Source organism: Microbulbifer sp. SE14, from assembly GCF_059834885.1.
In genome coordinates, this window is record NZ_JCBAJA010000042.1 from 18,217 (window position 1) to 38,445 (window position 20,229).

At 70.2% G+C, this 20,229-nt stretch carries 15 protein-coding genes; all 15 read left to right on the forward strand.

Annotated features, from left to right (window positions below; translation table 11 throughout):
• Positions 1 to 124: 124 nt before the first annotated feature.
• Positions 125 to 2,017, forward strand: a complete 1,893-nt coding sequence (locus AC6R19_RS21150; protein ID WP_500581866.1) for a phage tail sheath family protein — start codon at positions 125 to 127, stop codon at positions 2,015 to 2,017.
• A gap of 69 nt (positions 2,018 to 2,086) precedes the next feature.
• Positions 2,087 to 2,536, forward strand: a complete 450-nt coding sequence (locus AC6R19_RS21155) for a phage tail protein (RefSeq protein ID WP_500581867.1) — start codon at positions 2,087 to 2,089, stop codon at positions 2,534 to 2,536.
• A gap of 212 nt (positions 2,537 to 2,748) precedes the next feature.
• A complete protein-coding gene (locus tag AC6R19_RS21160; RefSeq protein ID WP_500581868.1) occupies positions 2,749 to 4,785 on the forward strand; it encodes a phage tail sheath family protein in 2,037 nt (678 codons plus the stop codon).
• 13 nt (positions 4,786 to 4,798) lie between these two features.
• A complete protein-coding gene (locus tag AC6R19_RS21165; RefSeq protein WP_500581869.1) occupies positions 4,799 to 5,341 on the forward strand; it encodes a phage tail protein in 543 nt (180 codons plus the stop codon).
• 75 nt (positions 5,342 to 5,416) lie between these two features.
• Positions 5,417 to 6,805: a CIS tube protein gene (locus tag AC6R19_RS21170; RefSeq protein ID WP_500581870.1), complete on the forward strand. Its 1,389-nt coding sequence runs from the start codon at positions 5,417 to 5,419 to the stop codon at positions 6,803 to 6,805.
• A 186-nt stretch (positions 6,806 to 6,991) separates the two neighbouring features.
• Positions 6,992 to 7,171 (forward strand): hypothetical protein, encoded by a 180-nt coding sequence (locus AC6R19_RS21175; RefSeq protein ID WP_500581871.1) that lies wholly within the window; start codon positions 6,992 to 6,994, stop codon positions 7,169 to 7,171.
• 8 nt (positions 7,172 to 7,179) lie between these two features.
• Positions 7,180 to 8,262, forward strand: a complete 1,083-nt coding sequence (locus AC6R19_RS21180; RefSeq protein WP_500581872.1) for a phage late control D family protein — start codon at positions 7,180 to 7,182, stop codon at positions 8,260 to 8,262.
• An 81-nt stretch (positions 8,263 to 8,343) separates the two neighbouring features.
• Complete coding sequence (locus tag AC6R19_RS21185; protein WP_500581873.1) at positions 8,344 to 9,012, forward strand: phage baseplate assembly protein V; 669 nt, start codon at positions 8,344 to 8,346, stop codon at positions 9,010 to 9,012.
• A gap of 27 nt (positions 9,013 to 9,039) precedes the next feature.
• Complete coding sequence (locus AC6R19_RS21190; RefSeq protein ID WP_500581874.1) at positions 9,040 to 10,788, forward strand: hypothetical protein; 1,749 nt, start codon at positions 9,040 to 9,042, stop codon at positions 10,786 to 10,788.
• Positions 10,789 to 10,815: 27 nt separating this feature from the next.
• Positions 10,816 to 11,238, forward strand: a complete 423-nt coding sequence (locus AC6R19_RS21195) for a GPW/gp25 family protein (protein ID WP_500581875.1) — start codon at positions 10,816 to 10,818, stop codon at positions 11,236 to 11,238.
• A gap of 78 nt (positions 11,239 to 11,316) precedes the next feature.
• Positions 11,317 to 13,521, forward strand: a complete 2,205-nt coding sequence (locus AC6R19_RS21200) for a putative baseplate assembly protein (RefSeq protein WP_500581876.1) — start codon at positions 11,317 to 11,319, stop codon at positions 13,519 to 13,521.
• 2 nt (positions 13,522 to 13,523) lie between these two features.
• Positions 13,524 to 15,743 carry a phage tail protein gene (locus AC6R19_RS21205; RefSeq protein WP_500581877.1) on the forward strand — a complete coding sequence of 740 codons (2,220 nt, stop codon included), beginning with the start codon at positions 13,524 to 13,526 and terminating at the stop codon, positions 15,741 to 15,743.
• A gap of 2 nt (positions 15,744 to 15,745) precedes the next feature.
• Positions 15,746 to 17,464 (forward strand): hypothetical protein, encoded by a 1,719-nt coding sequence (locus AC6R19_RS21210; RefSeq protein ID WP_500581878.1) that lies wholly within the window; start codon positions 15,746 to 15,748, stop codon positions 17,462 to 17,464.
• Positions 17,457 to 19,505: an ATP-binding protein gene (locus tag AC6R19_RS21215; RefSeq protein WP_500581879.1), complete on the forward strand. Its 2,049-nt coding sequence runs from the start codon at positions 17,457 to 17,459 to the stop codon at positions 19,503 to 19,505. The genes AC6R19_RS21210 and AC6R19_RS21215 overlap by 8 nt, the downstream gene beginning before the upstream one ends.
• A 40-nt stretch (positions 19,506 to 19,545) precedes the next feature.
• On the forward strand, positions 19,546 to 20,229 hold a 684-nt coding region (locus tag AC6R19_RS21220; protein WP_500581880.1), incomplete at its 3' end, for a hypothetical protein.

Consider the following 20,229-nt stretch of genomic DNA (forward strand, 5'->3'; position numbering starts at 1 on the left):
TGTTTAATTATCCGAATTCGTGGGAGCGACTGTCAGCGGCGAGAGGTGAGTGCAGGATTTCGTCGCAATTTCGCCAGGGGTACCAGCGAAGCGGAGCGCCCTTTAATACAGGAGAGCAGCCATCATGCCCGAATATCTAGCCCCAGGCGTCTTTGTCGAGGAAGTCAGCTTCCGTTCCAAGTCCATCGAGGGCGTGTCCACCAGTACCACCGGCTTTGCCGGGCTCACCCGCTGGGGACCCGTCTGTTACAGGGACGCGGACATCCAGGGGCCGGCCAGCTGTGAACCGCGCCTGATCACCAGTTTTACGGAGTTCGAGCGGGTCTACGGCGGTATCGAGGAAGTCTCTGTCGGCGGTGCGCCCCCGGGTGAACCGAGGTTGCCCTACCTGGCCCACGCGGCGCGGGCATTCTTCGAAAACGGCGGCAAGCGCCTCTATGTGTCCAGGGTCTTTGCGCCCCGCGCCGGTACCGGGGCCTCCGCCTGGGGTGTGGCCAGCCACGCGATCAACGTCACCGATACGAATGCCACATGGGTCGCCCGCTGGCCGGGGGCCATGGGCAATGTGTTCGTGACCACGGAGGTGGTGCGCAGCAAGAACCTGGCCTATCTGCACCCGGAGTTCGGCAGCATCCAGGCGCGCCGCGCCGGTGCAGGCGCAGTGGTGGAAGTCATTGCCGGCGCCGCCACCAACCCGGCCATACCGGTACCGGACGGCAATGACCCGCTGGACCCGAACAACCTGCGCGTGGTCCAGCTGGACTCCGAGGGGGAGCAGAGTTTCCTGGATTCGGGTGGGGGCACGCCGGCGGTTACCGGCGACGATGTGATCCAGCTGGTGGAACTGCGGGTGCGCGTCGTGGTGGGGCGCGGGCGCATCGAGGAGTACGCGGACCTGGGTGCCTCCGACAGCCAGAAGCGCTATATCGGCCGCATTCTGCAGAAGGACGATCCGGAAGATCCGGATGCGCCTGTCTACCTGGAGTGGGACCCCACCGCCTCCTCCGACCCGGTGCCGGGCTTCCTGCCGGCCAGGCTGATGGCGGCACTGCAGGGCGACAGCAGCGGCCGCCTGGCCGGCGGCCATGATGGCGACCTGCCGTCCCCCACGCAGCTGGCCGGCAGCGCCGCCGACCCGGACAACGTGAATATCAAGGCCACCGGCCTGGAGGCACTGGCGGAGATAGACGATGTCTCCATTGTCGCCATGCCGGACTCCGGCGATATGGGCGATGCCACCGTGTCGCGGGTGGCGGCACAGGCGCTGGTGACCCATGCGGAGAAAATGCGCTACCGCATCGCCGTGGTGGACGGGCCGGTGGGCAGCTCGCTGAACGAGATCCGCGATTTCCGCGGCCAGTTCGACAGCAAGCACGCGGCCCTCTATTACCCCTGGATCAAGGTCTACGATCCCAACGAGCGCTTCTCCCAGGGCACGCCGCCGCGCCAGCTGCTGTTGCCCCCGAGCGGTTTCGTGGCCGGCATCTACGCCAGGAGCGATATCAACCGCGGCGTGCACAAGGCACCGGCCAACGAAATCGTGCGCGGACTCACCCAGTTCGAGGTGAATATCAACAAGCCCCGGAATGAAGTGATCAATCCCGAGGGCATCAACGCCCTGCGCTTCTTCGAGGGGCGCGGCTACCGCGTCTGGGGCGCGCGCACCATGAGTTCCGATCCCGAGTGGAAGTACGTCAACGTGCGCCGCCTGTTCAATTACATAGAGCACTCCATCGACAAGGGCACCCAGTGGGCGGTGTTCGAACCCAACAACCAGCGCCTGTGGGACAACATCCGCCGCACCGTGGAGGACTTCCTGCTGGTGCTGTGGCGGGACGGCGCCCTGCTCGGAAGCAAGCCGGAGGAGGCCTTCTTCGTGCGCTGCGACAGAAGCACCATGACCCAGAACGATCTCGACAATGGCCGCATGATCTGCCTGGTCGGCCTTGCGCCGGTGAAACCTGCGGAGTTCGTGATCTTCCGCATCGGCCAGTGGACCGGGGACGCGCGTACCTGAGGCGCAGCGCCACCGCACCTGTCCGCGATGCCGGATGGAAATAATTCGAGGATTAACTGAGGAAAAACAATGGCGACCTATAGAGACAATCCCTACGGTGCCTTCAACTTTATCGTCTCCCTCGGCGACGGCACCGAATCGGAGACGGTGGGCGGCTTTTCCGATTGCAGCGGTCTCGGCCGGGAAGTGAATTATTCCGAGTACCGCAACGGCAACGAGTCCTTCAACACGGTGCGCAAGATTGCCAACACCTTCAAGAGCGACGACGTCACCCTGAAGCGGGGCCTGGTTGGCAGCCTGACCCTGTTCGAGTGGCTGAAAAACGTCGGCGACGGCGCCCACGACCCGCGGCTGGTCACCGTCACCCTGCTGGACGAGGCCAGGAACCCGGTGGCCTCCTGGGAGCTGCGCAACGCCCAGCCGAAGAAATGGACCGGCCCGACCCTGGCCGCCAAGGGCGGCGGCGAGGTGGCCATGGAAGAGCTCAGCCTGGTGTGCGAGGAGTGCACTTACAAATAATCCAGGTTTCGGAGTTCACAGGGGTAGCGATGCCGAAGCGAGAGGGCTTCGAGCGGCCCTACTGGCGGTGGTTACCTGACAAAAAATCTCATCGGTAAACATTTGCCAGGTAACCGGCCATATCGGGCCTCGATGTGCCTTCGAAACTTGAGTAAATAAATATTGTTCCGCCGCTGCAGGCCAATGATCGATAACTGAGTGATCCCGGAAAAATGGCATATCCACTGACACAAGGCACATTGCTCGGCGCGCCGGATCTCTACCGCGCGCCGGACGAGCTGCGCCGCACCCTGGGTGCGGAGCGCATGGATGTGTGCGCCTTCGTCGGGGTGGCGCCGCGGGGACCGGCGCGGGTGGCGGTGGAGCCGGAGCACTGCCCGGAACGGCGCGCCTATGTGCGGGCCTCGGACCGGCGCCGGCGCTCGGTGGCCGTGGCGGTGGAGAGCTGGGACGAATACCGGCGGCTGTACGGCGGCCTGCAGGGGCCGGGGTTATTGCCGCACGCGGTAGCCAGTTTCTTCGAGCAGGGCGGCAGGCGCGCCTATATTGTCCGCATCGTGCCCGGCTACGGCGACCCGCGGGATTTCGGCGGGCTGGCCAGCGGCCGCGTGGCCGGGCTCGACTCCACAGGCGGCGACGTCATTTTGCAGGCCAAGGACGAGGGCAGCTGGGGCGGTCAGCTGCGCGCGGCGCTCGGGTTCAGCCTGCGCCCGCTGCAGCTGGAACCCGGCAGCAGTGCCACCGAATTGAAAATTCCCCCGGCGGAATCCTGCCCGCCGGGCAGCCTTCTCAGGCTCGCGGTGCCCGCGCCCGGCGGATTCGAATACCAGCTGCGCTTCGTCGCGCGCCGGGAGGAGCGGGGTCTCGCCGACAGCGCCGGGCGCGAGGAAATCCTGGTCCTGCACACGGCGGCGACGCATGTGCCCGTTGCGGCGGAGCTGGTGGAGGCCACCTTTGTGGTGGAGGACGGCGAGGGCAATCGCGAGGCGTTCGACGGCCTGGGGCTCGCCCCCGAACACCCGCGCTTCCTGGCCACGGCCCTGTACCGGGAGTCCCGGCTGGTCAATCCCACCGAGGACTGGCTTGACGCAAGCCTGACGCCCGCAGACCCGGAAAGACTGCCGCTGGACAGCCGCCGGGAATTGCGGGAAAACCCGATTTCCTTTTCCAGCGTCGAGGACCGCTTCGGGGATATCCGGCCGCAGGATTTCTTCGACAGCGGCTGGCTGCCCGGAAACCCGGAGCCCGGCGACGGCGTACACGCGCTGGTGCAGATCCGCGAGCTGGCACTGCTGGTGGTGCCGGATCTCTACGCGCCGGCGCCGGCCGCGGAAGAGCCGCAGGAAGAGCCGATCCAGTCCCTGGCCGGGGACGAGTTCGCCCCCTGCGTGGAACTGGCGCCCGCGCCGGAGCCGCTCAACTGGGGCCGGCACCAGCTGCCCCACCTGCAGCTGGACCCGCTGCAGCCGGCGGACCTGCGGCAGATTATCCAGCGCCAGCAGCACCTGGCGGCGCTGGCCGCGCAGCTGCGCCGCTTTATCGTGCTGCTGGACGCGCCCCCGGGCATCAGCCAGCGGCAGCTGGTCGCCTGGCGCGACCACTTCGACAGCGCCTTCTGTGCGGCCTATTTCCCCTGGCTGAAAGTTTCCGATCCCTCTTCCGGTGAAAGCCGCCTGCGATCGATCAATCCGTCGGCGGCGGCCGCCGGCATCATCGCCCACAGCGAACTCGCCTTCGGCGTACATCACGGTCCCGCCAATGCCATCGCCGAGAGCGTGGTCATGGTGGAGGAAAAGATTTCCCGATCGCGACACGACCAGCTGCACCCGCTGGGGATCAATATTTTCCTGCCCGAGAGGGACGGCGTCCGCCTTTCCGCCGCGCGCACCCTGAGCCGCGATGCCGCCTGGCGCCAGCTGTCCGTGCGGAGGCTGATGACCATGCTGCAACGGGTTCTGCACCGGCAGATGCAGTGGCTGGTTTTCGAGAACAACAACCGCGAGCTGCGCACCCAGCTGCGTTTCCTGCTGGTGAATTTCCTGCGCCAGCTGTACCTGGCCGGCGCCTTTCGCGGGCGCAGCGAGGCGGAGGCCTTTTTCGTGCGCTGCGACGAGCGCCTGAACGACCAGCGGGTGCGCGATGCGGGCAGGCTGGTTGCGGAAATCGGCGTGGCGCCGGTGGAACCGATGGAATTCATCCTGCTGCGCCTGGTGCGCGAGGGGGATGGCACCCTGGGCATAGAGACTTGAACGGAGTGGACCCGTGCCGGAGCAATTTCCCCAACTGCTGAGCAATTTCCAGTTTCGCATCTCGCTGCTGAAATCCGCACAGATAGAAGCGGGCAGCAGCACCGGCCCCAACCGCTCGCTGGCGCCTCCGGCGGAGGACGACAGTGCCGACACCCTGGGGGACGGCGGTTTCCAGGAATGCGCCGGGCTGGAGGTCTCCATGGATGTGCAGGAGTACCAGGAGGGCGGGCGCAACGACGGCGTCATCCAGCGGGTGGGGCGCGCCAAGTACACCAACCTGGTGCTGAAGCGGGGCATGTTTTACGGCGAGGACAAACAGGTGCAGCGGGAACTGTGGAACTGGATCCAGGGCGTGGTATCCGGCCGCCGCCCGGTCGCCCGCTACGACGGCATCATCGAGGTGCGCAGCCGCGCCGGGGAGACGGTGGCCACCTGGGTTTTCGAGCGCGGCCTGCCGGCCAAGATCGCGGGCCCGCAGCTGAACGGCAAGAGCGGCGACATCGCCATCGAGGAACTGCACATAGCGCACCAGGGTTTGCGCCTGCTGGAGAGCTAGCGGCGCCGGGCGCGCAGGACGGAATTCGGATAAATCCCATCCCGAACTGTGGGACAAAAATAAATCGAGGCATCTATGGGCGAACTGCTCAAGGCACAACTACAGGAGGTGCGCGCGGACGAGAACCAGACCGCGGTGGGCGATCCCGTGCCGGTCCAGTTCAACCCCGAGTCCCTCAAGTTGCGCCTGCAGAACCAGACCGATGGCGGCCGCTCCCGCGGGCGCCAGCGGCGCCAGCACAACGGCTCCAGTTCCACCTCGCTGTCCATGGACCTGGTGTTCGACACCGCCGACGAGGGCACCGACGAGGCGCCGGTTTCGGTGCGCACCCGCACCGCCATTGTCGAGAAATATGTGCTGCCGAAAGAGGATACCTCCGACGCGCCGCCGCTGCTGCAGTTCCAGTGGGACCAGCTGATCGTCACCGGCGTGGTGGAGAGCCTCGACCTGGAGTTCGATCACTTCGCCGGGAACGGGGCGCCGCTGCGGGCCAAGGCCAGCGTCACCATCAAGGAGCAGGACCCGAAATACACCTATGTGACCGGCGCCAGCGGTCCCGCCGCGCGGGATTCCGCCAACGCCCAGCCCGCCGGCTCCGGCGGTCCGGCCCCGGCGGCGCCGGGGCGGGGCACCAACGAGGGCGGCAGCAGCGCCGAAAACAGCCCGCGCAGCGCCGAGGCACTGGACGGCGAGAGCGCGCCGGAATTTCTCGCCCGCCAGGGCCTGGACCCGAGCGCCTGGCGCGGACTGGGCGTAGACCTGAGCGGGGGTCTGGAACTGCAGGCGGGGCTGGAGGTGGGCTTCAGCGCGAGTCTGGGCGCAAGCCTGGGGGTGGGCGTGTCTGCCGGCGTAAAAGCCAGCGCCGGCGTATCCCTGGAGGCCGCCCTGGGCATCGGTGCCAGCGCAGTCTTCTCCGGCAGCGCCGGCGCCAACAGACAGGATTCAAACGGTGGCAGCAGCGACACAGGCAATGGCCGGGCCGCCCCCAGGGCGCCCGCCGACGGCGACGCCGCCGGACTGGCGCTGTCCGCCGCCGGCGGACTGCAGCCGGCGCTGGACGCGGTGCGCCGGCGGGAGGCGGGCGCCGCCGCCGACGAAGCGAGGGGCGCCTTCGGCCTGGCGCCCCCGCTGGCGGGCGATATCGCCGGCGGCGATGTGACCGTCGCCGCCGTCGCTGAGAGCACTGGGGGGCGGGACCCGCGCGCCACCAGTTACGGCTACGGCGTGCCCCTGCGCCCGCTTTTTGCCACGGCCCCATCCCGGGAGCGGCTACTGGTGGGCGGTGCCCGCGTCGGCGGGAAGCGCGGGGATACCGTCGCCGGCGGCGAGGGCCCCGCCTTCCGCCGCCAGAAGACCACCCCCCCCTGGCAGGCCCTGCCGCGGCGCGACAGCGCTCGCCAGCTGGTTGAAGGCGGGGGCGGGAGTTGTGGCTGCGGCGGTGCGAAATGCCGCTGCGGTGGCTGAGGGAAGGGAAACTCCCGGAGGCACTGCGCGCGGCCCCGCTGGCGGTGGTTGCCTGGCAAATATTTACCGGTGAGGTTTTTTGTCAGGTAACCACCGCCGGCGGGGCCGCTCGAAGCCGTCCCATCCGGGGATTGCCAGTTCCTGTGAACGCCGAAACGCGAGTGAAAAAAACTGAGGAGCAGCGACTTGACCGCCCATATCGAACAACTGGTGACCGAAATCGTTCCCCGCACCGAGACGCCCAACGCGCCGGCGCAGGGAGAGCAGCAGGACCCGCGCTGGGGCGAGGAGGAGCAGTTGCGCGCACAACTGGCGCGCCGGGAGCGCCTGCAGCGGCGCCTGTCCGCCCGCGGTTTTGACGACTGAGGTGCGGTGTGAGCGACGAACTGTTTATCGCAGCCAGCCCGGTTTTTACCGTCGACGGCGAAGACCGCGGCGAACTGGCCAGGGATCTCGTGCACCTGGAGTGCGAGGAGACCACCGAGGGATTGAAAAGCCTGCGCGCGCGCTTTGTCGCCACCGGCCCGGAGGCCGGCAGCGATGAACAGAGCCTGCTGTACATGGACGGGCGCGTGCTGGATTTCGGCCGGGAAATTTCCGTGGCCATAGGGCCCCTGTCCGGCCAGCGCAGGATTTTCACCGGCTTTATCAGCGCGCTGGAAGTCGCCTTCGAGGAGGGAGAGGAGCCGGAGGTCCTGCTCTACGCCGAGGACAGACTGATGGACCTGCGCATGACCAGGCACATGAAAACCTACGAGTCCATGAGCGACGAGGACATCGCCGCTGCCATCGCCGCGGACCACGGCCTGAGCCCGCAGCTGGATGCCCCCGGCCCCAGTTACGACCGCATCCAGCAGTTCAACATGAGCGACCTGGCATTCTTGCGCGAGCGGGCGCGGCTGCTGCAGGCGGAAGTCTGGACCGACGGCAGCAGCCTTTTCTTCAAGGCTCGCGACCGGCGCGAGGGATCGGAGATCACCCTGGTGCGCGGTGGCGAGCTGATAGCGGTGCAGGCGGTGGCGGACCTGGCGGAACAGCGCACCGCCGTGCGCGTCAGCGGCTACGACGCCGCCAACCGCGAGGGCATCGACGAGGAGGCGGGGGAGGATGCCATCCGCGGCGAGATCGGCGGCGGCCGCAGTGGCGTGGAGATACTGCAGAACGCCTTCGGCGAGCGGGTCTCCCACCGGGTGCGCGAAGTGCCGCTGCAAGCGGCGGAGGCATCGGAGTGGGCGCGGGCGGAGATGCAGCGGCGCGCGCGCCGCTTCGTGCAGGTGAGCGGCGTCACCAGCGGCCACCCGGACATGATCGTCGGCAGCCGCCTGCGCCTGGAGCGCATCGGCCCCGCCTTTTCCGGCGGCGGCTACACGGTGACCAGCGTCAGCCACAGCTTCGACCTGGGCCGCGGCCATCGCACCCGCTTTTCCGCCGAGCGGGCGACGGTGGCAGGGGACTGAACCGCCGCGGTGGTTGCATAAAAAAATATTTTCGAGACGTATGCAGTGGCCCGCGCAGAAAGGGCAACACGGGGGAAATGCATGAGTGGAAACTTTGTCGCCGACGGCGGTGAGCAGAATTATTTCGGCGTCTATCCGGCGATAGTGACGGACCTCGTCGACCCGGACAGCCTGGGGCGCATCGAGGTGAAATTCCCCTGGCTCGGCGGCGACGGCGACAGCCGGGTGCGCGCCTGGGCCACGCTGTTGTCCCCCTACGCGGACAATGAGCAGGGTATCCAGACGCTGCCGGAGGTGGACAGCCAGGTAGTGGTGGCCTTCGAGGCCGGCAACCTGCGCAGGCCCTATATCGTCGGCAGTTGCTGGAACGGGCGCGAGGCGCTGCCGCGGGCCGCGGAGGCGGCCAACAATATCCGCGTGTGGAAGACCCGCTCCAACAGCGTGCTGGAGTTCGACGACACCGACGGCGCGGCAAAAATCACCCTGCAGATGGCCAGCGGCCACAAGCTGGTGCTGGACGACAGCGCCAGCACGGTAACCCTGAGCCATGCGGACGGACACGTGATCACCTTCACCGCCGCCGGCGTGGTGGAGATCACCGGCAACGCCAGCGTGGATATCAAGGCACCGGTGCTGAACGTCAGGGCGCCGGTGGCCAACTTCGACGGCATAGTGAACTGCACCACGCTGGTGGCGAAGACCCTGGTCACTTCGCCCACCTACACCCCCGGTGTGGGCAACCTGTTGTGAGGTGCGGCTGATGGAGGCGCGGAGACAATGAGCGAACACCCCTGGGTACTGGTAGGCCCCTGGTACCGCTCCGAATCTGCGGGCGGGCCGCCGGCCAACCGCACCACGGCACCGATACTGCAGAAGTACGGCGATGCGGGTTTCATGGACAAATTCATCCGCGAACCCCAGCGCTCGCTGCACTTCACCGGTGAGGATTTCAGCGAGCGCCTGTGCGCCGACCCCAACCGGGTCATCACCCCCGCGCAGCGCGACGCCCTGGCAAAGGAACTGGCCGCCCCCTCGGACCCGAGCCTGAAACTCTTCCTGCACGCCCACAGCCGCTTCTACCTGGTGGTGTGCGAGCTCCACTGCGTGGCCCCCGGATTTCCCAGCACCCGCCGCGAACAGGTGTGCGAGAGCGGTTTTGTGGTCCGCCGCCGGGTGCCGCTGGTGCCGCCGGCGCAGCAACCGGAACTGCTGGCCCGCCAGCGCCGCCTGGCGCGGGCGCGCGAGCAGCTGGTGCGCCTGCGCGAACCGGCGCGCAAACGGGCTCCCGGCCGGACGCCGCCTGTGCGCGAGGCACTGTCCGCGGTCAACGAAAAACGGCTGCAATCCCTGCGCGGGGAGCTGCAGCAGGGCAGCCGCGAACTGCAGGACTTCCTGCTCGCCCGCGGCATCAGGGCGGAGCGCCAGGGCTGGTTCCCGCATCCGGACGACGCGGCGCTCGGCGACTGGCGCGCGGTGGAGGCGGGCCCGCAGCAGATCGAGGAAAAGATCTACCCCCTGTACCCGCTCACGCCGGCGCCCGCGGACAAGAACCACTCGGCGCGGGGCAAAACCCTCTGGTTCGGCCTGGTGCCCACCGGTGCATCGGACATGGACAGCGGCGGCAACCCCCAGTTCGACGAGAGCGATCTCTACGAAATCCAGTGCTTTGTGCGCCGCAGGAAACCCTGTTGCCCAAATACCGGTCCCGGTTGTTGCCGGGGCGAAGTGGTGTGGAGCCGGCCCACCGAGGGCTACCGGCTGGCACCATACTTCGATATCGACGGCACCAGCCACAAGCCGATCAACATCAAGATGCCGGACCTGCAGGCGCTGAAGGCCCAAGCCGGTATGGGACCACCCGGGCGCGGGGCCGGGGTAAAAACCATAGCGCCGGCGAATTCGTCGCTGAATTTCGGCACCAACGGCATGGACATGCCCAGTGTCGACGGCGACCAGTTGACGCGGCCCGGGCAGCAGATCTGTTTCTTTGCAATTTTCCTGTTCTTTATCGTCGCCCTGTTCCTGTTCCGCCTCTTCCTGCCGATCCTGATGTTCCTGTTCCAGTTGTGGTTCCTGTTGAAACTCAAATTCTGTATTCCCCCGTCGCTGGAAATCGATGCGGGCCTGGCGGCGGACCTGGAAGTGCAGGGGCCCGATATCGAGGCGGCCATAGAGCTGGATGCGGGCGTGCTGGCGGAGATAGGTAGCGGCTTCGACAGCAGGGAACAGCTGCACGACACCCTGGCGGAATCCCTCGCCGCGGAACTCGCCTCTGCCGGCGGCGGCGCGCCCAACGCCTTTGCCGGCGACCTGGAGAGCAAACTGAAAAACACCGTCAGCCTGAACGAACTGGCGGACCTGTTTATCGCCGCGAGCCGGGATTTTTCCGCGGAACCGGATCCCGGCAGGCCCGGCGGACAGATCCCCGCACCCGGCGACGGCCTCAGCTACTTCGAAGTGGTGCCGCCACCGGGAAAACCCTTTCACCGGGGCGGTGCGCCGGTCGCGCAGGCGGTGGGCGCGTGAGCGGCAACAACCTGAATGGAAAACAACATGAATGGTAACAGCGCGGGGCTGAAAAAATTTCTCGGGCGCGGCTGGGATTTCCCGCCGCTGCCGGATGCGGGCACACGCAGCCTGCGCCTGGTGGACGGCCCGGAAAAAGTGCGCCAGTCCATCTGGCTGATCCTGGAGACGGAACCGGGCGAGCGCATCATGCGCCCGCAGTTCGGCTGCGGCCTGCGCCGCTACCTGATGAAACCGAACAACTCCGCCACCCGCGCACTGATGCAGAACGACGTGGTGCGCGCACTCGCCATGTGGGAGCCGCGCATCAAACTGCAGCAGGTGTCGGTGGAGCCGGGGGAGGACCCGTCGGTGGTGCTTATCCGCATCCACTATGTCCACGCCCGCGACGGCAGTCCCGGCAACCTGGTGTTTCCCTTTTACCTGCAGGGTGAAAACAGTGGTCAGTAAAACAGGGGCGAATTACGCGGGTGGGAAGGGCCGCGTGCCCTCCGCGGCCGATTACCAGCGCATTTGCCGGAGCGAACGATGCAACTGAACCGACCGGTACTGGACGATCGCAGTTTCGAGGAGCTCAAGGCCGAGCTGATCGAACGCATCCCCGTCTACGCCCCCGAGTGGACCGATCACAATCCCAGCGACCCGGGCATCACCCTGCTGGAATTGTTTTCCTTCCTCGGGGAAAACCTGCTGTACCGCTTCAACCAGATTCCCGAGGCCACCAAGCTGGAATTCCTGCGCCTGCTGCAGATACCCCTGCGGCGGGCCGAACCGGCCCGGGCCATGGTGACCTTCACCACCAGGGAAACCGGCGGCGTGCGGGTGGAAAAGGCCTCCCGCACCCTGGCCGGGGACATCGCCTTCGAAACCCTTGACGAAGTCCGCGTGCTGCCGCTCACCGCCTTCGGCGTCGGCAAGATGGCCCAAGAGGCCCCGCAGGAGGATTCCGAGGAGGCGCAGTTTTTCCAGCAGGCCTATCGCAGCCGCGGCCTCGAGACCGCCGGCGAAGCGGCACCCTACAGCGTGAAAATGCTTTGGGCGGAGGAGCCGGGGCAGGTACTGGATTTCGACGAGGCGGTGGACGGCATCCTGTGGGTGCCGGTACTGGCGGAGAAGCCGGCGCTGGTGGCGGCGGTGCGCCAGGCGCTGGCCGCACAGCCGCAGGCGCCGCTGCTGAACCTGGGCTTTGTGCCGGACGCGCGCCTGGAGAAGGGCGCCGGCGAAGCCACCGGCGCGGAGTTTCCACAGCGCTTCCGCTGCCCCGGCGCCGGCCGCCAGGAGGGCGAGGGGCCGGCGGTGCAGTGGCAGATATGGTCTGGTATCGACGCCGACATGACCCCGCAATACCGTGCCTTGGGAGTGGAGGGCGACAGCACCGCCGGCCTCAGCCGCGAGGGCGTGGTGCGCCTGCGGCTGCCGGCAGATATCGACGGGATCGGCAATTTCCCCATCGACGATCCGGATGCCCCCGGCACCGGCGACCTGCCGCCGCCGCTGGCGGACGACTACGAGGCGCGGCTGGTGTGCTGGCTGCGCGCCTTCCGCCACGACGGCAGCCGCCTGGGCCGGCTGCGCTTCGTCGGCGCCAACGCCGTGCGCGCGGAGCAGACGGAGCGCGCGCGGCCGGAGTTCCTCGGCACCGGCAACGGCCAGCCCAACCAGGTCTTCAAGCTGGTGCACGGCCAGGTGCTGCCGGACAGCCTGGTGCTGGAGGTGGAGGAGACCGGCGGCTGGCGCCAGTGGCGGCGGGTCGAGGGCTTCTTCGCCAGCGGCGAGTCCGACCGCCACTTCAGCCTCGACGCCGCCGCCGGCCGAGTGAAATTCGGCGATGGCCTGCGCGGCTTCGTGCCGCAGATAGGCCAGCGCATCCGCGTGCTGGAATACCGCCACGGGGGCGGCGCCGCCGGAAACGTGGCCGCCGCCGCCATCGACAGGCTGCAGCCGGGCAAGCCGGTGAAAGTGGAAAACCCGCTGCCCGCCTACGGCGGCGCCGAACCGGAACCGCTGGCCCGGGCCCTGGAGCGGATTCCCGGCGAGCTGCGCCGGCGCGACAGGGCGGTGACCGCGGGCGACTTCCGCGAGCTGGCGCTGCAGGCCCCGGGCGCCAACATCGCCCGCGCCGAGTGCCTGCCGCGCTACCACCCGGCGCTGCCGGAGCGGGAATCCCCGGGCGTGGTCAGCGTGCTGGTGCTGCCGGCGGCGGACCCGGACAGACCCAACGCGCCCATGCCCGACCGCAACCAGGTCGCCGGGGTGTGCCGCTACCTGGACGCGCGCCGCCTGGTCACCACCGAGCTCTATGTGATACCCCCCAGCTACCGGCCGGTGGCAGTGGCCGTCGGCCTGGTGGTCAAGCCCGGCTACGGCACCGACGCGGTGCGCCACTGGGTGGAGCTGGTGATCCGCCAGTACCTGGCGCCGCTGCCGCCCTACGGTCCCGAGGGCGGCGGCTGGCCCCTGGGGCGGCCGGTGTACGGCCCGGAACTGGAGGCGGCCGCGCTGCAGGTGGAGGGGGTCGAGTACCTGGAGGGCCTGCAACTGGTGGGCTGGGACGGCAAGGGACAGCGGATCGACGACAACGGCCGCGTGCCCCTGGCCCGCAACCAGCTGCCGGAGCTGATCGGCATCACCGTGGAGCAGGGCCCGGTGACCCTGGACCCGGGCGAGGCCATAGCGCCGAGACCGGCGGAGAAGCCGCCGGTGCCGGTGCCCGTATTGCTGGAGGAATGCTGATCGTGGCCGACTTCGCCTTTGCCAGCCTGCACAGCCTCGACCAGTGGCGCCGCGCCGCCCACAGCGACACGGCACTGCTCGCCAGCGGCGCCGACTTCGGCGAGGTGTCACTGGCCTGGAGCGACGAGCCGGACGCGGTGCCCTGGGACGACGCCTGGGAGGGCGAGCCGACTGTCTCCGCGGGCATGGCCTTCGATCCCTGGGGGCGCCTGTACCGCGCGCGCCCGGAACTGGGGCAGGTGGACATAATCCGCGGCGACGCCGAGCCGCAAGCGCTGTTCGCGCCGCCGCCGCCCCCGCCCGGGGAATTCGCGCCCCTGGACGCGGAGGGTGAGGGCGGCGGCCCCCTGGGTGAGCCGGTGGACCTGTGTGTCGACCGCCGCGGACAGCTGTTCGTGGCCGAGCGGGGCGCCCGGCGGGTCTCGGTCTACGACCTGATGGAGCGGCGCCTGCTGCGGCGGGTGCAGTTCGACCGGCCGCCCCGGGCGCTGGCCTGCGACGGCGAGCGGGTGTGGGTGCTGCTGTGGCAGCCCGGTGAGGGGAGCCCGGCGCTGATGCGCATGACCGCGCGCACCGGCCCCGAGGCGCAGCCGCTGCCGGAATCCGTCGCCGCGCCGCGGGACCTGGCCGCGGGGGAGACCCTCTACCTGCTGGACGCGCCGGACGGACAGTCCGCGCGGCTGCTGCCCCTGTCCCGGCCGGACGACGCCTTCCCGGTGCCCGGTGCCACCCATATCGCCGTGCGCCCCGGCGCCCACGCCGGCGGCGGGGACATCGTCTGCGTTGCCAGCGGCGCCGGCAGCCGGCTAGAGCGGTTCGCCTGCCGGGAGGGTTCCCGCAGCGAACTGCCGCCGCTGCGCCTGCACCGCTACGACGGCCGCGGCCTGGTGCTGCACCCGGACGGGGACATCGCCTACTGGTCCACCGGCGGCCGCCTGCTGAAGGCCAGCCGCCGGCGCCTGCGCTACTGCAGCAGCGGCCGCGTCACCAGCTTCCGCCTCGACAGCGGCGACTTCCAGACCCAGTGGGGTCGCCTGTTCATCGACGCCTGTATTCCCCGCGGCACCAGCGTCAGCGCCCGCTGCCTGGTGCTGGACGAAATGCCCGAGATCGGCGAGCCGCTACCGCGCACGCCGCCCGCCAACACCCTGGAGCTGACCCTGTCGCGGCCGGACCTGTCGCCGCCGATGCCGCCCCGCGCAACGCTGCAGCAACTGGAGCCGAAAGCGCAGAAACTCTTTCGCCGCGGTGCCGCGGAACTGCCCTGGGCCGGCTCGGGGGAGGGGCCGTTCGTCACCTACGAGGCGCCGATCGCGGCGCCGCCGGGACGCTACCTGTGGGTGCAGCTGGAACTGCGCGGCGCCGACCGCAAGACCCCGAGAATCCGCCGCCTGCGCGCCGAGTACCCGAGCCACGACCTGCTCCGGCGCCTGCCGCGGGTCTACTCCCGCGGCGCGGCGGAAGCCGACTTCCTGCGCCGCTACCTGGCACTGCCGGAGGGGGTGCTGCGGGATCTGGATCTCGCCGCCCGCTACCGCCAGATACTGCTGGACCCCATGGCCGCGCCGGCCGAGGTGCTGCCCTGGCTGGCCGGTTTCGTGGGCCTGGTGCTGGACCGGCGCTGGCCCGAGGCGGCGCGGCGGCGGATGATCGCCGACTGCGCCTGGCTGTTCCGCTTCCGCGGCACCGTGGCGGCGCTCAAGCGCATGGTGGAGATCTACCTGGGCGGCGATGTCCGCGTCGACCTGGTGGAACACTTCAAGCTGCGCGGCCTCGGCGGCGCGCTGCTCGAGGGCAACAGCGAATCCTCCAACGCCATTCTCGGCGCCGGCATGCGCGTCGGGGGCGAGCTGTCCGCCGATGCGGCTGCCGCCCGCTCCATCAACGGCGTGTCCACAGCCGAGGCCATCGACCGCCAGGCGCACCGCTTCAGCCTGCTGGTGGCGGCGCCGCTCGGCGGCGAACAGCTGGCGGTGATCCGCCACCTGCTGGACGAACACCGCCCCGCCCACACCGCCTTCGATGTCTGCACCCTGGACGGCGGCATGCAACTGGGGCTGGGCCTCTACGCCGGCCTCACCTCCCTGGTCGGCGCCGGTTCCGGTTTCGGCCAGCTGCAACTGGGCACCTCGGTGCTGGGTCGCGGCGACCTGATCGGCCGCCCCCGGGCCGGCACGGTGCCCGGCAGCAGCCGCCTGGGCTGGGACACACAGGTGGGCTAGCCATGCAGACAGTGCATATCCATCGAGTCTCCCGCCTGCTGCACCTGGCCCCGAGCCAGGGGCACCTGCGCCGGCCCATGGAACAGACCCTGGAAGCGGCGCTGGAAACAGCCCTGGGCCGGGAGCTGGACAGCGCCCTGGCGCGCCGCGGCCTGGCCGGGCAGGAGATCTGCCTGCGCCACCTGCACCTGCCGCTCGAGTTCGATCCGCGGAGGGGGTTCGGCGCCCTGGTGAGCGACTGGTCCCGCGCCCTGGCGTCCGCGATAGCCGCGGCCCTGGATGGTCCCGTCGACAAGGCCGCGGACGGCGAGGCGCAACTGCTGCGTTTCCCGTCGAAATTCCATGGCCTGCTGGATTTCGCCCGCGGCGTGGCCCGCGGGCGCCTGGAGCGGGCCTGGGCCTGGCGCCAGCTGGGACTCGGCGCGCTGCCGCGGGCGCCGTCCCGGGCCGAGGCCCGCGCGCAGCTGCTGAACGCCCTGGATGCCAGGCGCAGCTGGCTGCTGCCGCTGCTGTTGCAGCTGGCCGCAGAGGGGGAACTGGCAGCACTGCTGGAACAGCTGGCGGAGCCGGAACTGGCGTGGCTGGCCGCCGCCGCCCTGGCCGGCGCCGGTTGCACCCAGCCGTCGCAGATTGCCGGTTTGCCGGCCGCCGCGCCGCCCGCGGAAAAGCGCGCCGAGGGATTGCCGCCCGCGGTGGACACCACCCGGGAGCCGGCCAATCTGCGGCAGCTGCTGCCACAGCTGCGATCCTCGAACATTGCCCGCGCGCTGGAAAGCCAGCCGGCACTGCTGCAGCGGCTTCCCGCGCCGGGGCACTGGCTGCTGCTGTGCCTGCTGGAGCGGGAGCCGGGCCTGGCCGGTGGCGCCCCGGCGCTGTTGCGCGAGCGGTTGGAGGCGCTCGAGGCCACCGCCGGCGGCGGCGAGACGGAAGACTCGACACCAGCGCCTTCCCGCGCAGGCGCGCCCCGCGACGATGAAGCCGAAGGACAGCGTGAAAGCGCTGCCGCCCGCCCGGTGCCGGCCGCACAAGCACCCGGGGGTGAGCCGCAGGCCGCTTCCCCCGCGGCGCAATTGCCCGCGCCCGGAGGGCGTTCGGAAGAGTCCGGCGTGCGCGGCGAAACGGACACCCGCGAGCAGTCGCGGGAGCGGGCCGCCCGGGGTGCGGAGGAAGCGGCGCCGGCGGCGGAAGCGGAACTGTTGCACAGCGACTGGGCCGGGCTCGCCTACCTGCTGCCGCTGCTGGAAGCGGGGCCCCTGGCGGCGCTGCAGGGCGGCGACGGGGAGCCACTGGCGGCGCGGCCGCTGGGCTGGATCCTGTGGCAGCTGCTGCGCCGGCTCTTCGACCGCCAGGGCGCAGAGGAGATCCTCGAGGTCGCGCCTTTTCCGCGGCGGGATCCGCTGCTGCTGTTGCTGTGCGGCCTGGCGGTGGACGCGGAGGCGGATTTCGCCGAGCCGCAAGCCGCCGAAACCGCGCTGCTGGAGCGCTGGGCGGGGGCGCTGCTGGCGGACCTGGCGGCGCGCCTGGAAGACTGCGCGGAGCGCGGCTTTGCCCTGTTCCTGTGGCTCTGCCGGCGCCCGGGGGCCCTTTCTCTCAGCGGCCCTTGGACGGAAGTCCGCCTGCCGCTGGACGGCCTGGACACCGAGATGCGCCGCGCCGGACTGGACCTGGACCCCGGCTATGTGCCCTGGCTGGGCCGGGTAGTGGTGCTGCGCTATGAATGACCTCTCCCATCCCGCAACCCTGCCGGCCGCGGCGGCCCTGCCGCTGGAGCTGGCGGTGCTCGGCGGCCGCCTGGCGGCGCTGCTGCGGCGGCGCCTGAACGGCGGCGCCGCGCCGGGCCTGAGCCTGTCGCTGGAATTCCTCGACAGCCGCTACCGCGCCCTCTGCGGCGACACACCGCCGGAGGACTGGGAGGGCGACTGCCGCGCGCGCATCGCCACCCGCCCCGACTCGCCGCTGGCGCGTGCCGTGGCGCGCCTGGGCCTGGGGCGTGAGCAGGTGGAACTGTTGCTGCTGGCGGGCATGGCGGAGGAGCACGAGGGCTACGCCGAGCTGTTCCGCAGCCTGCATCCGAAGGGGCAGCCGCGGCCCAGCGTCGGCCTGGCGGCACAGCTGGTCTGCCCGGACACGGAGGGCCGCAGGCGCCTGCGCCGCTGGCTGCAGCCGGACGCGCTGTCGCCCTTCGCGCTGGGCGGCGACGGCGGCGGGGACCCCGATGGCGATGCGATTGCGCCCTTCTTCAGTCGCAGCCTGGCGCTGAAACCCGGGATCTGGGACTGGCTGCTGCAACTGGACGCCTGGCCGCCGGAACTGCCGCTGCTGCCCCTGGACGGCGGGGGCGCGGGGCTGGAGCACTGGCTGGACGACCTGGCCGGCACCGGCGCGCGACTGGCATCCGGCGGCGCCCTCACCCTCTGCCTGGCCGCCGAGACCCGCGACGCCGCCGCCAACCGCGCCGCGGCCCTGTGCCGCAGCGCCGGTCTCGGCTGGGCGGCGGCGGACCTGGCGGACCTGGACGCCGGGCGGCTGTCGCTGTTGCTGTTGCACTGCCGGCTGCGGGGCAGGGTGCCGCTGCTGCTGGCATCGGCGCCGGAGCCGGCGGGCCCGGCGCCGCGGGACAACCCCCCCGCGCCGCTCGCGCTGCTGCGGGACTACCCGGCGCCGCTGATTCTCTGTGCCGACACCGAGACGGATACCGACGCCGGCGCGCGGCCGCTGCTCAGCCTGCACTGCCGCCCGCTGGATGCGCCGGGGCTGCGGCGCATGTGGCGCCAGCTGCTGCCGGAGATGGCCGACAGTGCCGGCCAACTGGCGGCCCGCTATCCCTTCGAACCCTTCCTCGCCAGGCGCATTTGCGACGACCTGCGCCTGGGCCCGGAACTGCGCGATGCCGCGGGCGGGGAGGGGGCGCGCTGGCGGCGCATCGCCGGCGCGGTGCGCGCCCGCTCCCAGGGCGGGCTCGGGGCCGGCATCCATCTGCTGGAGGCCGGTGCCGGCTGGGAGCAGCTGGTGCTGCCGGCACCGCAACTGGACCAGCTCCGCGACGCCGCCGGGCGCCTGCTGCTGCAGCCGCAGGTGCTGGACGAGTGGCGCTTTCTCGACGGCCGCCGCGGCGCCCGCGGCGTGCGCATGCTGTTCGCCGGCCCGCCGGGCACCGGCAAAACGCTGTCGGCGGAGGTGATGGCCAGCGCCATGGGCGTGGACCTGCTGCAGGTGGACCTGTCGCGGGTGGTTTCCAAGTGGATCGGGGAGACGGAGAAAAACCTGGCGCGGGTCTTTGCCGCCGCCGAGAGCGCCCGCGCGGTGCTCTTTTTCGACGAGGCGGACGCGCTCTTCGGCAAGCGCACGGAAGTCTCCGATGCCCACGACCGCTACGCCAACCTGGAGACCGCCTACCTGCTGTCGCGGCTGGAGCGCTACGACGGCCTGGCGGTGCTGGCCACCAATTACCGCCAGAACATCGACAGCGCCTTCAGCCGACGGCTGGATTTCATCATCGAGTTCGAGGAGCCGGGCCAGCGCGAGCGCCTGCGCCTGTGGCAGTGCCATATCCCGGAGGGGGCGCCGCTGGCGGAGGACGTCGACCTGGCCGAACTGGCGGCGCAGTTCCCGATCGTTGGCGGCCACATCAGGAACGCCGCCCTGGGCGCCGCTTTCCTCGCCGCCGCCGACGGCGGCGCGCTGCACAAACGCCATTTTATCCAGGCCATCAAACGGGAATACGAGAAATCCGGGCGCGCCTACCGGGAGGTTGCGGTGTGAGCGGCGTTCCCGGTGCGCCCAATACAGAAGGAGATTTCCAGTGACTGCTGCAATGACGAGCTTTGCCACCGCCCGGCGGGACAACTACCGGCAACTCAAACAGGAGGCCCAGGCGGCCTTCAACGATTCCCGTGCGGCCCTCGACGCGGCGCGGGCGGACGAGACCGCGCTGGCGGCCGAGGCGGCGGCGCTGGACAGGGCCATAGCCGCGCTGCGCCGCTCCCTGTCCGGCAGCGATCTGGAGCCGGCGGAGATCGCCGGGGCCAGCGATGAGCTGGAGGAGCTGCTGATCGCGCGGGCGCACCTCGGCGCCGCCGTCGCAGTCACCCGCGAGGACGCCCACAGTGCCGAGGTGGCGGCGGACCTCTACCGCCAGCGCCTGGATCTGCTGGAGGCGGAGCTGCGCGCCGCCGGCGAGGCCCTGGCGCAGGCCGAGGCCGCCGAGGCGCGCCACAGCGCCTGGACCGACGCCGACCTGGTGGCGGAGATCGCCGGCCTCAGGGACACCGCGGCGGCGCTGCTGGCGGACACCTTTACCCCGGACCCGGACGCCGAGGTGAACCCGGCGGCATTGCTGGCGGAGGCCCGCGCCCGGGCCGAGGGGGACATCCCCGAAGTGCTGCGCGAGCGCGCCCGCACCCGCGCCGCGGCCGCCGACGGCCGCCTGCAGCAGCTCGAGGACCTGCACCGCGGCACCGCCGCCAGCGCCCTGGAGCAGGGCGCC

Excerpts from the sequence above, each read along its gene's own strand:
- AC6R19_RS21195 (WP_500581875.1), top strand. The coding sequence starts at position 10,816 with ATGAATGGTAACAGCGCGGGGCTGAAAAAATTTCTCGGGCGCGGCTGG.
- AC6R19_RS21190 (WP_500581874.1), top strand. The coding sequence starts at position 9,040 with ATGAGCGAACACCCCTGGGTACTGGTAGGCCCCTGGTACCGCTCCGAA.
- AC6R19_RS21150 (WP_500581866.1), top strand. The coding sequence starts at position 125 with ATGCCCGAATATCTAGCCCCAGGCGTCTTTGTCGAGGAAGTCAGCTTC.
- AC6R19_RS21170 (WP_500581870.1), top strand. The coding sequence starts at position 5,417 with ATGGGCGAACTGCTCAAGGCACAACTACAGGAGGTGCGCGCGGACGAG.
- AC6R19_RS21200 (WP_500581876.1), top strand. The coding sequence starts at position 11,317 with ATGCAACTGAACCGACCGGTACTGGACGATCGCAGTTTCGAGGAGCTC.
- AC6R19_RS21155 (WP_500581867.1), top strand. The coding sequence starts at position 2,087 with ATGGCGACCTATAGAGACAATCCCTACGGTGCCTTCAACTTTATCGTC.
- AC6R19_RS21160 (WP_500581868.1), top strand. The coding sequence starts at position 2,749 with ATGGCATATCCACTGACACAAGGCACATTGCTCGGCGCGCCGGATCTC.
- AC6R19_RS21215 (WP_500581879.1), top strand. The coding sequence starts at position 17,457 with ATGAATGACCTCTCCCATCCCGCAACCCTGCCGGCCGCGGCGGCCCTG.
- AC6R19_RS21210 (WP_500581878.1), top strand. The coding sequence starts at position 15,746 with ATGCAGACAGTGCATATCCATCGAGTCTCCCGCCTGCTGCACCTGGCC.
- AC6R19_RS21185 (WP_500581873.1), top strand. The coding sequence starts at position 8,344 with ATGAGTGGAAACTTTGTCGCCGACGGCGGTGAGCAGAATTATTTCGGC.